The organism is Aeromonas sp. INTO2 (assembly GCF_049860605.1).
Taxonomy (GTDB): domain Bacteria; phylum Pseudomonadota; class Gammaproteobacteria; order Enterobacterales; family Aeromonadaceae; genus Aeromonas; species Aeromonas caviae.
Map to the genome: position 1 here is coordinate 3,176,696 of NZ_CP187588.1, position 13,573 is coordinate 3,190,268.

13 protein-coding genes are annotated in these 13,573 nt (G+C 64.4%); 2 read left to right on the forward strand and 11 right to left on the reverse strand.

Going from position 1 to position 13,573, the window contains the following annotated elements; translation table 11 throughout:
• Positions 1 to 183: 183 nt before the first annotated feature.
• The gene (locus tag ACPW74_RS14960) at positions 184 to 522 is read right to left on the reverse strand and encodes a DUF3135 domain-containing protein (RefSeq protein WP_010675440.1); all 339 of its coding nucleotides are present in this window, start codon (positions 520 to 522) and stop codon (positions 184 to 186) included.
• A gap of 407 nt (positions 523 to 929) precedes the next feature.
• On the opposite strand from ACPW74_RS14960, the gene mog reads away from it, so the two are divergent.
• Positions 930 to 1,460 (forward strand): molybdopterin adenylyltransferase, encoded by a 531-nt coding sequence (gene mog, locus ACPW74_RS14965; protein WP_041212474.1) that lies wholly within the window; start codon positions 930 to 932, stop codon positions 1,458 to 1,460.
• 31 nt (positions 1,461 to 1,491) lie between these two features.
• Here the strand turns inward: mog and ACPW74_RS14970 are convergent, their stop codons facing one another.
• The gene (locus tag ACPW74_RS14970; RefSeq protein ID WP_103255340.1) at positions 1,492 to 1,839 is read right to left on the reverse strand and encodes a DUF2541 family protein; all 348 of its coding nucleotides are present in this window, start codon (positions 1,837 to 1,839) and stop codon (positions 1,492 to 1,494) included.
• Positions 1,840 to 2,047: 208 nt separating this feature from the next.
• Positions 2,048 to 2,803, reverse strand: coding sequence for a DNA/RNA non-specific endonuclease (locus ACPW74_RS14975; RefSeq protein ID WP_010675443.1), 756 nt, complete (start codon positions 2,801 to 2,803; stop codon positions 2,048 to 2,050).
• A gap of 645 nt (positions 2,804 to 3,448) precedes the next feature.
• On the opposite strand from ACPW74_RS14975, the gene ACPW74_RS14980 reads away from it, so the two are divergent.
• Complete coding sequence (locus tag ACPW74_RS14980; protein ID WP_223924724.1) at positions 3,449 to 4,174, forward strand: carbonic anhydrase; 726 nt, start codon at positions 3,449 to 3,451, stop codon at positions 4,172 to 4,174.
• A gap of 74 nt (positions 4,175 to 4,248) precedes the next feature.
• Here ACPW74_RS14980 and ACPW74_RS14985 read toward each other — a convergent pair whose 3' ends face one another.
• From ACPW74_RS14985 to ACPW74_RS15020, 8 genes are all read right to left on the reverse strand, one after another.
• Positions 4,249 to 5,157 (reverse strand): pseudouridine-5'-phosphate glycosidase, encoded by a 909-nt coding sequence (locus ACPW74_RS14985; RefSeq protein ID WP_425858287.1) that lies wholly within the window; start codon positions 5,155 to 5,157, stop codon positions 4,249 to 4,251.
• Positions 5,151 to 6,242 carry a PfkB family carbohydrate kinase gene (locus tag ACPW74_RS14990; protein ID WP_049636576.1) on the reverse strand — a complete coding sequence of 364 codons (1,092 nt, stop codon included), beginning with the start codon at positions 6,240 to 6,242 and terminating at the stop codon, positions 5,151 to 5,153. The genes ACPW74_RS14985 and ACPW74_RS14990 overlap by 7 nt, the downstream gene beginning before the upstream one ends.
• 144 nt (positions 6,243 to 6,386) lie before the next feature.
• The gene (gene nirD / locus ACPW74_RS14995; protein WP_049636597.1) at positions 6,387 to 6,740 is read right to left on the reverse strand and encodes a nitrite reductase small subunit NirD; all 354 of its coding nucleotides are present in this window, start codon (positions 6,738 to 6,740) and stop codon (positions 6,387 to 6,389) included.
• Positions 6,741 to 6,787: 47 nt separating this feature from the next.
• Positions 6,788 to 9,370, reverse strand: a complete 2,583-nt coding sequence (gene nirB, locus ACPW74_RS15000) for a nitrite reductase large subunit NirB (protein ID WP_425858289.1) — start codon at positions 9,368 to 9,370, stop codon at positions 6,788 to 6,790.
• A gap of 26 nt (positions 9,371 to 9,396) precedes the next feature.
• On the reverse strand, positions 9,397 to 10,218 hold the full coding sequence (locus ACPW74_RS15005) for an ABC transporter ATP-binding protein (RefSeq protein WP_010675449.1): 822 nt from the start codon (positions 10,216 to 10,218) through the stop codon (positions 9,397 to 9,399).
• A gap of 31 nt (positions 10,219 to 10,249) precedes the next feature.
• Positions 10,250 to 11,209, reverse strand: coding sequence for an ABC transporter permease (locus ACPW74_RS15010; protein WP_049636599.1), 960 nt, complete (start codon positions 11,207 to 11,209; stop codon positions 10,250 to 10,252).
• Positions 11,210 to 11,223: 14 nt separating this feature from the next.
• Positions 11,224 to 12,579: a CmpA/NrtA family ABC transporter substrate-binding protein gene (locus tag ACPW74_RS15015; RefSeq protein ID WP_164882773.1), complete on the reverse strand. Its 1,356-nt coding sequence runs from the start codon at positions 12,577 to 12,579 to the stop codon at positions 11,224 to 11,226.
• A 344-nt stretch (positions 12,580 to 12,923) separates the two neighbouring features.
• Positions 12,924 to 13,508, reverse strand: a complete 585-nt coding sequence (locus tag ACPW74_RS15020) for an ANTAR domain-containing response regulator (protein WP_223924727.1) — start codon at positions 13,506 to 13,508, stop codon at positions 12,924 to 12,926.
• Between the last annotated feature and the right edge of the window lie 65 nt (positions 13,509 to 13,573).

Below are 13,573 nucleotides of genomic sequence, written 5' to 3' on the forward strand. Positions count from 1 at the left end.
AATAAATACACCTTCATCCATCTCTATCGGACTGCGGGCACTGGTCACTATTATTCAGCCGCCCGGGGAATATTTGCAGCAAATAAAAAACAATTCACCCAACTTGCTTAACAACTTGTTTGAGAAGGGGTGAAACAAATTAATAAATACCCTGTTTTTTTATATCTTGAACAGGGCCGTGAATTATTTCCGTTTCAGATAACTGGAAAACGCTATCACATTATCCGGCAGCGGGGGCTCTGCCATTTCCTGACAAGATTCGTTCTGCAGATCCAGAATGTGCTGGCGCATGGCGTAGACGGAGTCATGCATCATGTTGGCTATCCGGATGCAGCTGTCGAGGTTGTTTCTTGCCAGGCGGCGCTGGCAGTCGATGCGAAATTGCAGACCTCGCAACCGACGTTGCCGCTCTGGCCCCACCTGGGCGATCAGGGTCTCTATCTGCTGGTGCAGCAGCGCGTCGAGTCGCTCCGGCTCGGCCAGCGCCCAGTACTTCAGGGTATCGAAATCAGGCAGCTCCATATACCCTCCTGGCCGGACCTCGCCCATGGAATGGAACGACGCCGGGCACATCACTATTTCACTGTCCCTAGGGAAGGTTATATAGGATGGTGGCGATTTTGGGCCATTCACCGCCGAGCCACAGGAGTCCGGTTTTTGGCACGAATTGCGCATCGTTGGCGGAAAAAATCATTTATTCCTTATGATTCATGAAATTAACCGAATCCGGCCTGCGTCAGTTTTTTTATAAAATTTCAGCGTCATTTTTATCGGCCTTATTCCTTATTAACGGACTTTTCTCAAAATTGTTTTTCATTCGACTCTCCCCCAGGCTCAATGCCCTCCCCTTGCCTCATCCGGCGGTTTAACATATCTCACTGATTATGTTATTTTATTTACCACTTTATTGCGGCAACCAAGGGTAGACCATGAGCAAGGCAAGAATCGGTATCGTCACCGTCAGCGATCGCGCCAGTGCAGGCATCTACGAAGATCTCTCCGGCAAGGCCATCATCGACACCCTGAACGCCTACCTGACCTCGGAATGGGAGCCCGTCTATCAGGTGATCCCCGACGAGCAGGATCAGATTGAGGCGACCCTGGTTCGGCTGGTGGACGATGAGCAGTGCTGCCTTGTCGTTACCACGGGGGGCACCGGGCCGGCCAGGCGGGATGTGACCCCGGAGGCCACCGAGGCGGTGTGCGATCGCATGATGCCGGGCTTTGGCGAGCTGATGCGGGCCGAGTCCCTCAAGTTCGTGCCGACCGCCATCCTGTCGCGCCAGACCGCCGGCCTGCGCGGCAGCTCGCTCATCGTCAACCTGCCGGGCAAGCCCAAATCGATCCGCGAGTGCCTGGATGCGGTCTTCCCTGCCATTCCCTACTGCATCGACCTGATGGAAGGGCCCTATCTCGAGTGCGACGAGGCCATCATCAAACCGTTCCGCCCGAAGAAATAAGCACTGGGCGGGGATTTCCCCCGCCCTTTGCTCATTTGCGCCCGTACACCTTGACCCCCGCCCTGCTCCCTTCCGAATTGCCGTACACCTCGATGCGCTTGATGCAGAGTCGGCTGCCGAGGGATTGCCACCCCGACTCCTGATCCTCTTTCAACACCTTGTCGAAATAGAGGGTCTTGCTGCGATCGTTGCCGTAGAACACCTTGACCCGCTCCAGGGTCAACTCCCGCCCTGCCTTGACCATGATGGATTTGGTCGGTCGGCAGGCGAGCATGGGAATGATGGCGGGATGATCGCCGACCCCGAGCAGAATGGTCTGCCCCAAGCGGATATCCTCGTCGGCCATGGCGGGGGGAACAGCAGCCCCCAGCAGCGCCATGGGTACGCAGATGCGCAACGCGCGAGCAAAAGTGGACAAGGAGTAAAGGGAAAACAGCGCTGACATGATGCCTCCTGAAAAAAGGAGTCATGATAAGGGCCCGATGCCAGACCCAAGCTGTACTGGCCCTGTACCAGGGGCCATGACAATGGCCGGAGGCCCGTGTGGGTAACGGGGGCCTGGGCCCCCGTTACCCCTGCCGGACGCGCTAACCGCCCCACATGGCTGACAGCCGCGACTCCATGGCCTCTTCCTGCTCATCCGGCAGCTCGGTGAAGAAGTCGAGTCCGGTCTGCTCCTCCACCTCATCCACCGTCACCACATAGTCCGCCAGCCGACTGGCCGAGACGTTCTCTTGCGGCAGGATGAAGGCGATGGCCCGCTTGCCCGCCAGATCCATCACCACCCGGTAGTAGGCGTGGGGCACGGTCACGCCGTTGCCGATGGCGCCATCGGAGTGGGTGAAGATGGGGCCGGTGATCACCTGCACGCTCTTGTAGGTGATGGCCCATTGCCGGGTCTTCTCCTCCAGGATGCGCCAGGCCCCTTGGTTGAGCGCCGGCAGTTGCGGGGTCATGTTGGTCAGCAGGAAGCTCTGCTTCATGGTGTTGGCGGTGGAGCGCATGTCCGCCGCCGGTGCCTGGTGGCCGCGGTCATAGCCCGAGCCCTTGTAGTCCGACAGGGTGGCGCGAAACTGCACCGGCACCTCCTTGTCCTCGGCGAAGGCATCTTTGCGCGGCACCTGACCCTGGGCGCTGGCGGCCGTCATCCGGTAAGAGACCCAGTCAGAGACCTTGGTGTCGTAGTTGTACCCGGCGGCATAGCCCTCCCGGCACAACAGCTGACTGGATTGACCGGGTACCCCCAGGGTGACGTGCTCCCCGCACTGGAATCCCGCCGCCAGGCTCGGGAAAGTGGTGAGAGTGAATCCGATAGCCAGAACTAATTTATTGATATTATTCATTATTATGCCACTACTTGTGTTAGGCGGAGTGATTTGACACCAGGTCGGATGAGCAAGGCAATCGCACAAATAGCGAGCAATCCGGAAATGTGAAGAGGACGGCAAAACCGCAAACAAGGCGCCGCCAACCGGGGGATTGTCATCCCGCCGTCACTGTGCTGAGGGGGGAATTTCTCCAGCACTATCAGAGGGATAAGGGGTCAACACCGAGGCACTCTGTCAGCACAGCGCCCGGCTCCCGCCACGCACGCCCCTGACCGGGTCAGGGAATATCGAAAAAATCCCAGCGAAATAAGGGATCCTCAAGCCCGATAATTAGTCCGCGCTTGTTTGCTCGAGATCAAACGGAGCCATGAAAAGCCCTCTAGAATCAGCCCGTCATCTATTTGGGGCGCCATGAAAGGGGGCCGTTCATTGCGAAAATGCCCGCAGGATTTCTCCTCCATGAATAAGCGGGCCCCGTTGCCGGAATACATCATGGCGCCGCCTCATGCCACGCTTCAAATAACGATGACGACAGACCTTTCATAACAATTAATCCGGTCTGGCACCGCGTACCCTGCGTTTCCAACGATGCCATTGATGAGGCCTTCCTGCCGGAAGGCCTGGAATGGTCGTGCTTTTCAATCAGGATAAGGATGCATGATGAAAAAGTCCCTGCTGGCTGGCGCCCTGCTGCTCTGCCCTGCCGCCTTTGCCGCCACCACACACTGGGAATACAGCGGCGAGGCCGGCCCGGCGAAATGGGCCAGCCTGACCCCGGAATATGGCCAGTGTGCCGGCAGCAACCAGTCGCCGGTCAACCTCTCGGGTCTGGTGAAGGCCGATCTGGCCCCCCTGCAGTTCCACTATCAGGCGGGTGGCAAGACGCTGGTCAACAACGGCCACACGGTGCAGGTCAACTATGCCCCCGGCAGCACCCTTGAGCTCGACGGCATGCACTTCGAGCTCAAGCAGTTCCACTTCCACGCCCCCAGCGAAAACCTCATCGAAGGCAGGTCCTACCCCCTGGAGGGTCACCTGGTCCATGCCAATGACAAGGGGGAGCTGACGGTGGTGGCGGTAATGTTCGAGCCGGGCCAGGCCAATGGGGCCCTGAGCCAGGCCTGGCAGGTGTTGCCAGCCAAGGCGGGGGAGATCCATGCCTTCAAGGAACCCATCTCGGCAGAGCAACTGCTGCCCGCCCAGCACGACTACTACCGCTTCAGCGGGTCCCTGACCACCCCACCCTGCTCGGAAGGAGTGCGCTGGCTGGTGATGAAGGAGCCGGTCCAGGCCAGCCAGGCCCAGATCGATGCCTTCAAGGCGGTGATGCACCACCCCAACAACCGCCCCGTCCAACCTCTCAACGGGCGACTGGTGCTGGAATAAGGTGAGTTATCTCACCGATTCACGCAATAAAAAGAGGGCCTGTTGGCCCTCTTTTGCATCTTTCGCAAAGGTGTTTACAGGCTGGCAGCGATGCGCGCCCCCAGCGCGGCGTTGTTCAGCACCAGCTGGATATTGGCCGCCAGGGAGTTGCCGCCGGTCAGTTCGCACACCCGGGCCAGCAGGAAGGGGGTGGACTCCTTGCCCTTCACTCCCTGCTCGTCCGCCTCTCGCAGTGCCTGGGCAATGGCGGCGTCGATGTCGGCCTTAGGCATGGCAAACTGGGTCGGGATCGGGTTGGCCACCACGGCGCCCCCGGCCAGCCCCAGCTCCCACTTCAGACGCAGCGCCTCGGCGATGGCCGCCGGGCTCTCCAGGCGGTAATCCACCTTGAAGCCGCTCTCCCGGGTGTAGAAGGCGGGCAGATCCTCGGTCTGGTAGCCGATCACCGGCACCCCCTGAGTCTCCAGGTACTCCAGGGTCAGACCGATGTCGAGGATCGACTTGGCGCCGGCGCAGACCACGGCCACCGGGGTCTGGGCAAATTCCTGCAAGTCGGCCGAGATGTCGAAGGTCTCCTGGGCGCCGCGATGCACGCCGCCGATGCCGCCGGTGGCGAACACCCGGATCCCGGCCATGGCGGCCACTATCATGGTGGAGGCCACCGTGGTCGCCCCCAGCCCCTTGTTCGCCAGCACGAAGGGAATGTCGCGGCGACTGCACTTGGTGGCGGCATGACCGGCCCGGCCCAGCGCCTCCAGCGCCCCCGCATCCAGCCCCACCTTGAGGCGGCCGTCGATGATGGCGATGGTGGCCGGCACGGCGCCGTTGTCCCGCACCACCTGCTCCACCTGGCGCGCCGTCTCCACGTTCTGCGGATAGGGCATGCCGTGGGAGATGATGGTGGACTCCAGGGCCACCACCGGCTTGCCGGCAGCCAGCGCGGCGGCAACTTCAGGTTGGATATCGAGGTAAGCGTTCAACATGGGTACTCCTCCAGCATGCGTTCAACGGCGGCCTTGGATAGGCCGGAAAAGACGGTATCGGAACAATTGACGGTGAGGGCGGCGCAACCGAGGGCGAACCGGGTTGTCTCCATGATGCCCTGCTCCTGCAACCAGGCGTGGGCCAGCCCTGCCATGAAGGCATCGCCGCCGCCGGTCACGTTGACGACCGGGCTGCCGAGCACGGGCAGATGGCCCTGGCAGGCCCCGTCGCTATAGAAGATCCCCTGATCGCCGAGGCTCAGGAAGAGCCGCTGCACCCCGGCGCGGTGGAACCAGGCCGCCGCCATGGGCCAGGTGTCGGGCCCGCCGATGGTGAAGCCGCACAGCTGCTCCGCCTCGGTGCGATTGGGTTTGAGGGTGTGGATGCGGTGCAGCCAGGGGCGGATCTTCTCCACCTTGGCCACCGACACGGTGTCCACGAAGATGATGTGCTCCCCCTGGCGCTCGAACAGCCAGTCCAGGGTGTGGGTGGCGAGGTTGGTGTCGAGCACCCAGAGCCGGGCCGCGCCGAGAAAACCGCTCAAGGGTGCGAGCCGGGCCGGGGTGAGCTGGTCGATGATCCCCATGTCGTTGACGGCGCAGCTCATCTCGCCGCTGCCATCGTGCAGGCTGAGGTAGCAGGAGGTCGACTGACCCTCCAGTACCAGCACCTGGCGCACATCGACCCCGGCGCGCTGGCTCACCTCCAGCAGATGATGGCCGTACTGATCGTTGCCCACCGCGGTCAGCAGCCGGGTGTCGGTGCCAAGGCGCGCCAGGTTCTCGGCGATGTTGCGCCCTACCCCGCCGGCGGAGGTGCGTACCCGGCCCGGGTTGGAGTCGCCGATGCGCAGGTTGTCGTGGCTGCAGCCACAGATATCCATGTTGGCGCCGCCTATCACCACGGCGTAGGGGCCTTCGCGCAGCACATAGCCGCGCCCCTGCACATAGCCCTGGCGCATCAGGCTGGAGATGTGGCTCGCCAGCGCGGAACGGCTGATGCCGAGCCTGTCCGCCAGCTCCTGCTGGGCAATCATGGGATCCTGGCGCAGCAGGGCGAGGATCTCTTGCTCACGTTCCGTCATAGACAAACATCCAGTTGCAAACGTTTGTCCATTATTTCCGAAAAACGTTTTCCCGCCATCCTCTCGTACAAGAAATGTCGGGTCGCGCACAAAAAATCACCGGGCAGTGCCCGGCGATCACAACATGGTTTTCAGATGGGCCACTCACCCCAGCTGTACCCAGACCTCGCTCCCCTCCAGCCGCACCGGCCAGCAGGCGACGCTCAGGGCAGGATCGTCCAGACAGCGACCGTCCATCAGGGCGTAGCGCTGCTTGTACAGCGGCGAGGCCACCACGGGCTCCCCACCGGCATCCCCCACCAGGCCACGCCCCAGCACGGCGACGCCGGCCAGGGGGTCCACCCCGTCCAGGGCATAGACATGCTCCCCGAGGCGAAACAGCGCCAGCACCCGCCCCTCCAGCCAGGCGCTGCGCCCGGCCTGCTCCGGCAGCGCCGCCAGCTCGCACACCCGGTGCCACTGCCCGCAGAGCTGTGTACCGTCCTTGTCATCCTTCATACCACCTCCTTGATACTGATGGCGGGCGTGCAACCCGTTGCCCCCGCTCATACCACCTCCTTGACAGCGATATCCGGCACCCATTGCCCCCGCTCCTCACGGCGCGGCGGCGTCTCGTCCTCGGGCCGGTTGACGAAGGCCTCGAACAGCTTGAGCTTGTCCGGATCCGCCAATGTGCTCTTCCACTCGCACTGCCAGGTGCCGACTATCCCCTCCATCATGGCCTCCAGCTCGCCACCGATGCCGAGCCTGTCCTCGATGATCACCGACCTGAGATAGTCGAGCCCCCCTTCCATGTTCTCCATCCAGACCGAGGTACGTTGCAGCCTGTCCCCGGTGCGCACGTAGAACATCAGCAGCCGGTCGATGTAGCGGATCAGGGTCTGCTCGTCGAGATCCGTGGCGAACAGGTCGGCGTGGCGCGGCCGCATGCCGCCGTTGCCACACACATAGAGGTTCCAGCCCCGCTCGGTGGCGATGACGCCGATGTCCTTGCTCTGGGCCTCGGCGCACTCCCGGGTGCAGCCTGAGACCGCAAACTTCAGCTTGTGGGGGGCCCGCAGCCCCTTGTAGCGGTGCTCCAGGGTCTGGGTCAGGGTCATGGAGTCCTGCACCCCGTAACGACACCAGGTGGAGCCCACGCAGGACTTCACGGTGCGCACCGACTTGCCGTAGGCCTGACCGGTCTCGAAGCCCGCCGCCACCAGCTCGCCCCAGATGGCGGGCAGCTGGTCGACCCGGGCGCCGAAGAGATCGATGCGCTGGCCGCCGGTGATCTTGGTGTAGAGGCCGTACTTGCGCGCCACCTCCCCTATGGTGATGAGCCCCTCCGGGGTGATCTCCCCCCCCGGGATGCGCGGCACCACCGAATAGGTGCCGTCCTTTTGCAGGTTCGCAAGGAAGGCGTCGTTGGTATCCTGCAACGCGCGGTGGGGCTTCTCCAGCACGTGCTCGTTCCAGAGCGACGCCAGTATGGAGGCCACCGTCGGCTTGCAGATGTCGCACCCCAGCCCCTGGCCATGCTTGTCCCGCAGCGCCTCGAAGCTCTTCAGCTCGCCGACCCGGGCCAGGTGATAGAGCTCCTGGCGGCCGTAGGCGAAGTGCTCGCACAACCCCTTGTCCGCCTCGACGCCAAGGTCCGCCAGGGTCTGATCCACCACCTGCTTGAGCAGGTTGCTGCAACCGCCGCAGCCGGTGCCCGCTTTGGTGCAGCTCTTCACCGCCGAGAGCTCGTGATTGCCCGCCCGAACGGCGGCCACCACGTCCCCTTTGCTCACGTTGTGGCAGGAGCAGAGGATGGCGCTGTCCGGCAGCACTAGGGGCGCGGGAGCGGTCCCTGCCTCCCCCACCAGCAGGGAGAGCGGCGGCTGGGGCAGCGCCACCCCGTTCTGGTAGTACTGCAGCAGCCGCTCGTAATCGGCCCCGTCCCCCACCAGGATGGCGCCGAGCAGGCGATTGCCCTCGCCGTCGGTCACCAGCTTCTTGTAGATGCCGTTGACCCTGTCCAGCAGCAGCAGCTCCTGGGCGCCGGCGGTGCTGGCGTGGGCATCGCCGATGGAGCCCACGTCCACCCCCATCAGCTTGAGCTTGGTGGACATGTCGGCCCCGATAAAGCGGGTCTCGCCGCCACACAGGCTGGCCACGGCGGCCCGGGCCATCTGGTAGCCGGGGGCCACCAGGCCGAAGATGCGGCCCTGCCAGAGCGCGCACTCGCCGATGGCGAGGATGGCGGGATCCGAACTGTGGCAGCCGTCGTCGATGCAGATGCCGCCGCGCTCCCCGACCTCCAGCCCGGATTGCCGGGCCAGGGTATCGGCGGGGCGGATCCCCGCCGAAAACAGCAGCACGTCGGTCTCAATGTGAGTGCCGTCCTTGAAACGCAGGCGATGACGGGCCTGCTCCCCCTGCTCGATGCACTCGGTGGCTTTCTCCACCAGCACCTCGACCCCGAGGGCCTGGATCTTGTCCCGCAGCACGGCGCCGCCGCTCTCGTCGAGCTGTACCGGCATCAGCCTTGGGGCGAACTCCACCACCTGGGTCTTGAGCCCGAGCAGGCGCAGGGCGTTGGCCGCCTCCAGCCCCAGCAGGCCGCCGCCGATGACCACGCCGCTGCGGGCCTGGGCGCAGGCATCGCGGATGGCGGCAAGATCTCCCAGGGTGCGATAGACGAAGCAACCCTCCCGCTGATGACCGGGGATGGGGGGCACGAAGGGGACAGAGCCGGTCGCCAGCACCAGACGGTCGTAAGGGAACTGCTCGCCGTTGGCCAGCGTCAGGGTGCGGGCCGCCCGGTCGAGCACCTCCACCTCGGCCCCCAGTCGCAGCGCAATGCCGTGCTCTTCATACCAGGCGGGATCCGCCATGCGCAGGGCCTGGGGCGCCTTGCCGCCGAATACCTCGGAGAGGTGCACCCTGTCGTAGGCGGGGTCCGGCTCGGCGCCAAATACCGTCACCTCGAACCGGCTCAGGCCACCGGCCGCCACCAGCTGTTCGACGAAGTGGTGACCCACCATGCCGTTGCCCACCACCAGCAGCCGCTGTTTTGCGGTCTTTTCGGCGGAACCACTGTTCTGGCGACCGAGCAGGCCCATGCCGTCCTCTGTCACCCACTGTTGCTCTTTGTCAGTCATGTCTCTCTTCCTTGAATCCGGCGGGCTCAGGCGCGCAGCTTGCTGCGCACCTGCCCGGCTGCCTTGAGGGGGGTCACCTTGCGTTGCTTCTCGTAGAGGAAGCGCAGCACCTGCTGGCGCAGCTTGTGGTAGTGGGGATCGTCCGCCAGGGCGACCCTGTCTCTGGGCCTTGGCAGGTCGACGGTCAGGATCTCTCCGACCGTGGCGCTGGGGCCATTGGTCATCATGACGATGCGATCGGAGAGCAGCACCGCCTCGTCCACGTCGTGGGTGATCATGATGACGGTGTTGCCAAGCTCCGCCTGGATCGCCATCAGGGCATCCTGCAGATGGGCCCGGGTCAGGGCATCGAGGGCGCCGAACGGCTCGTCCATCAGCAGCACCTTGGGGGAGAGCGAGAGGGCGCGGGCGATGCCGACCCGCTGCTTCATCCCCCCCGACAGCTCGTGGGGCATCTTCTGGCTGGCGTGATCCATCTGCACCAGGGAGAGGTAGTAGTCCACCCGCTCCGCCACTGCCCGCTTGTCAGACTCCACCTGGGCCACCGCCAGCGCCACGTTCTGCTGGACGCTGAGCCAGGGCAGCAGAGCGTGGTTCTGGAACACCATGGCCCGCTCGGGCCCCGGGCCCGCCACCTCGCGACCATCGAGAATGATGCCCCCCAGGGTCGGCTCCAGCAGCCCGGCCACCAGGTTGAGGACGGTGCTCTTGCCGCAGCCCGAGTGACCGATGAGGGAGACGAACTCCCCCTTCTCGATGCGCAGGTTGACCCGGCTCAAGGCCTCGAAGCTGCCCTGCTCCGTCTCGAACGAGATGCCGACGTCGCTTATCTCCAGATAACTCTTCATTGGCTCTTCTCCTGCCTGAATAGAAATGTGATTAACGCAGCACCTGGCGCTTGTCCCAGGACAACCACTGCTGCAGGGCCAGCATGCCCCTGTCCAGGGCGCAGCCGATGAGGCCTATGGTGATCACCGCCACCATGATGCGGGCCAGAGACGCAGAGCCGCCGCTCTGGAACTCGTCCCACACGAACTTGCCGAGCCCCGGGTTCTGGGCCAGCATCTCCGCCGCGATCAGCACCATCCAGGCCACCCCCAGTGAGAGCCGCAGCCCGGTGAAGATCATGGGCAGGGCCCCGGGCAGCACGATGCGCCGCACATGGGTCACAAAGGAGAGGCGCAGCACCCGGCTGACGTTGTGCAGATCCCCATCCAGCCCCGCCACCCCCACCGCCGTGTTGATCAGGGTCGGCCAGAGGGAGCAGAGGGTCACCGTCAGGGCCGAGGTGAGGAAGGACTTGGCGAGCCAGGGGGCGGGGTTTGCATACAGAGCGCTCACCACCAGGGTGATGAGGGGCAGCCAGGCCAGCGGCGACACCGGCTTGAGCAGCTGGATCACCGGGTTGGCTGCGCGATAGAGCCCCTGGTTCATGCCGAGCAGCACCCCGCACGGAATGGCGATCAGGGTCGCCAGCGCGAAGCCGCACAGCACGGTGAGCAGGCTGGTGGCTATCTGATCGAAGAAGGTGGGGCGTCCTGTGTAGGGACGCAACTTCACCTCGGCCGCCGGATCCGCCGCCAGTCGCTCGGCGTTGCGCACCTGCTGGCGTTCGAGGAAAGCCGCCGCCTTCTCCCGCTCCTGCAGATGCTCCTGCCCGAGGGACCAGAGCTGGCTGGCGGTGGCGAGCGGCCCCGGTAGGGTGCCCAGACTGGTCTGCACCTGGCTCGCCCCCCACTGCCAGAGGCCGAGGAAGAGCAGCACGCCGAGCAGGGGCTGCACCATGATTTTCCAGTTGATGGCTTTTAAATGGATGAGGGGCCATGTGTGTCGTTTCATCGGGATCTCCTTGCTCATTGCACCCGCTCATCGCCCTTGAGGCCGATGGCGAACTGTTGCAGGTAGGCGTTGGGGTGGCGGCCGTCGTAGATGAGGCCGTCGATGAAGCCATCCTGGGGGCCGCGATAGCCCTGCTCGCTGGCAAAGTCGGGGAAGTCACTGGCCTTGAGCTTGCCCTCGGCGATCAGCGCCTCGGCGGCCTGGCGATAGACGTCCGGTTGATAGACGGCCTTGGCCACCTGCTCGAACCAGGCGTCCGGTCTGGCCTCGGGGATCTGGCCCCAGCGCCGCATCTGGGTCAGGTACCAGATGGCGTCGGAGTAGTAGGGATAGGTGGCGTGGTGGCGGAAGAAGACGTTGAAATCCGGCACCTGGCGCTTGTCCCCCCTGGCGTACTCGAAAGTGCCCGTCATGGAGCTCGCGATCACCTGCTCGTCCGCCCCCACGTACTCGGGTTTGGCCAACAGCTTGGCCGCCGCGCGCCGGTTGCCGTTGTCGTCTGCATCCAGCCACCAGGCCGCCCGCAGCAGCGCCTTCACCAGCCGCACATGGGTGTTGGGGTGACGTTCGGCCCACTGCCGGGTGACGCCGAACACCTTCTCCGGGTTGTTGCGCCAGATCTCGTTATCCGTGATGACGGGCACCCCTATGCCCCTGGCGACCGCTTGCTGGTTCCAGGGTTCCCCCACGCTGTAGCCGGCGATGGTGCCCGCCTCCAGGGTGGCGGGCATCTGGGGGGGCGGCGTCACCGACAGCAGCACGTCCGCCTGGCGCTGGCCCGAGTTGTCGCCGAGCCGGGGTGCATAGAAACCGGGGTGCAGGCCGCCTGCCGCCAGCCAGTACCTCAGCTCGTAGTTGTGGGGGGAGACGGGGAAGACCATCCCCATGTTGAAGGGCTTGCCCCCCTGGCGATACTCCGCCACCACGGGCTTGAGGGCGGCGGCGCTCACCGGGGGCGGCACCTGGCCCGCCTGCGGCCTGGGCAACTGGGGCGCCATGGCAGCCCAGACGCTGTTGGCCACCGTGATAGCGTTGCCGTTGAGATCCATGGCAAACGCCGTCACCAGCTCGGCCTGGGTGCCGATGCCGATGTGGGCCGCCAGGGGCTGGCCCGCCAGCATCTGGGCACCGTCCAGCTCGCCGTCTATCACCCGATCCAGCAGGATCTTCCAGTTCGCCTGGGCTTCGAGGGTGACGTAGAGTCCCTCATCCTCGAAATAGCCACGCTCGTAGGCCACCGCCAGCGGCGCCATGTCGGTCAGCTTGATGAAGCCGAGCCTGAGCTCCTCCTGCTCCGGGGCTCCCAGTGCCAGCACCGGCAGCGACAACGCCGCCAGCAGCAGTCCCGCACATCCTTGTCGTCCGTTCATTGCATCTCCTCCCTCGGTTCCGGGTCAGGGCCATGGCGCCAGGCTGCCTGGAATCGCAGTGCCACCTCGTTGCAGCGCTGCGACCCAAGGTGCGTCGCGACCAAAAAAAAGCCCCGCCGATCCGGGATCAGCGGGGCTTCTTTGCCCTGTTGCGGGTGAGTGGCCTGATCGGCCCCTCACTGCGCATCGTTACTTCATTGCTATCGTGTTTTTGTTATTCACTTTCCGTGCCAGCTCGTCCAGGGTGCATCAGGCGGCCCTTTGCGGTCTGTGGTGCCCTGATCCTCCCTCAAATTTGCCTCAATTAGGCGCAGTTGCACCAAAACGGTTGGCCACGGGAGCGCTCAGGCGGGCAAAGCCTGCAGCAGTTGCCGCGCCAGCTCCCCCAGGCTCAGGTGACGGCTCATGGCGGTGCTGCGCATCAGGCGATAGGCCTCGTCCTCGTCCAGCCCCTGATGGCGCATCAGGCGTCCCTTGGCCTGCTCGATGAGCCGCCTATCCTCCAGCTTCTGGCGCAGCTCGCTCTCGGTCTGCATCAGGGCCTGCACCATGGCGAGCTGACTGCGGGCCAGACGCAGCCACTGCTCCACCGGCTCACGCTCGCCGCAAGGGTGGGGCACCAGCAACACCCCCTGCTGCAACAGGGCGAGCTGGGTATCGCCCCCCAGCCGCTCGCAGAACAAGAGGCGCGGCATGTCGGGCCAAAGGGAGAGGCCAAGGCGTACCTCGGCGCTGAACTGGCGGCAACTGACGAGCAGGGCATCCCCCCTCTGCGTCGGCGTCAGCAACTGGCGGGTATCGAGGATCCCGGGCTGATGGCCGTAGTGACTGACCAGCAGGGCCAGGCGGTTCGCCTGGCCCGGGTCATCGGCGTGGATCAACAGCCGGGAAGCGGGGCCGTCCTGGCCCCGGGTGGAAATAGTGGTCATGGCGCTCCTTGCCGGCGACGATCGCGTTCTGTCTGGCGAAAATACCGCAACATGAAGGCCAACTC

What these genes read in the sequence shown, in the direction of transcription:
- nirB (WP_425858289.1), bottom strand. Translation starts at nt 9,370, where the DNA reads ATGACTGACAAAGAGCAACAGTGGGTGACAGAGGACGGCATGGGCCTG.
- ACPW74_RS14980 (WP_223924724.1), top strand. Translation starts at nt 3,449, where the DNA reads ATGAAAAAGTCCCTGCTGGCTGGCGCCCTGCTGCTCTGCCCTGCCGCC.
- ACPW74_RS15015 (WP_164882773.1), bottom strand. Translation starts at nt 12,579, where the DNA reads ATGAACGGACGACAAGGATGTGCGGGACTGCTGCTGGCGGCGTTGTCG.
- nirD (WP_049636597.1), bottom strand. Translation starts at nt 6,740, where the DNA reads ATGAAGGATGACAAGGACGGTACACAGCTCTGCGGGCAGTGGCACCGG.
- ACPW74_RS14975 (WP_010675443.1), bottom strand. Translation starts at nt 2,803, where the DNA reads ATGAATAATATCAATAAATTAGTTCTGGCTATCGGATTCACTCTCACC.
- ACPW74_RS15020 (WP_223924727.1), bottom strand. Translation starts at nt 13,508, where the DNA reads ATGACCACTATTTCCACCCGGGGCCAGGACGGCCCCGCTTCCCGGCTG.
- ACPW74_RS15010 (WP_049636599.1), bottom strand. Translation starts at nt 11,209, where the DNA reads ATGAAACGACACACATGGCCCCTCATCCATTTAAAAGCCATCAACTGG.
- ACPW74_RS15005 (WP_010675449.1), bottom strand. Translation starts at nt 10,218, where the DNA reads ATGAAGAGTTATCTGGAGATAAGCGACGTCGGCATCTCGTTCGAGACG.
- ACPW74_RS14960 (WP_010675440.1), bottom strand. Translation starts at nt 522, where the DNA reads ATGGAGCTGCCTGATTTCGATACCCTGAAGTACTGGGCGCTGGCCGAG.
- ACPW74_RS14990 (WP_049636576.1), bottom strand. Translation starts at nt 6,242, where the DNA reads ATGACGGAACGTGAGCAAGAGATCCTCGCCCTGCTGCGCCAGGATCCC.
- ACPW74_RS14970 (WP_103255340.1), bottom strand. Translation starts at nt 1,839, where the DNA reads ATGGCGCTGCTGGGGGCTGCTGTTCCCCCCGCCATGGCCGACGAGGAT.
- ACPW74_RS14985 (WP_425858287.1), bottom strand. Translation starts at nt 5,157, where the DNA reads ATGTTGAACGCTTACCTCGATATCCAACCTGAAGTTGCCGCCGCGCTG.
- mog (WP_041212474.1), top strand. Translation starts at nt 930, where the DNA reads ATGAGCAAGGCAAGAATCGGTATCGTCACCGTCAGCGATCGCGCCAGT.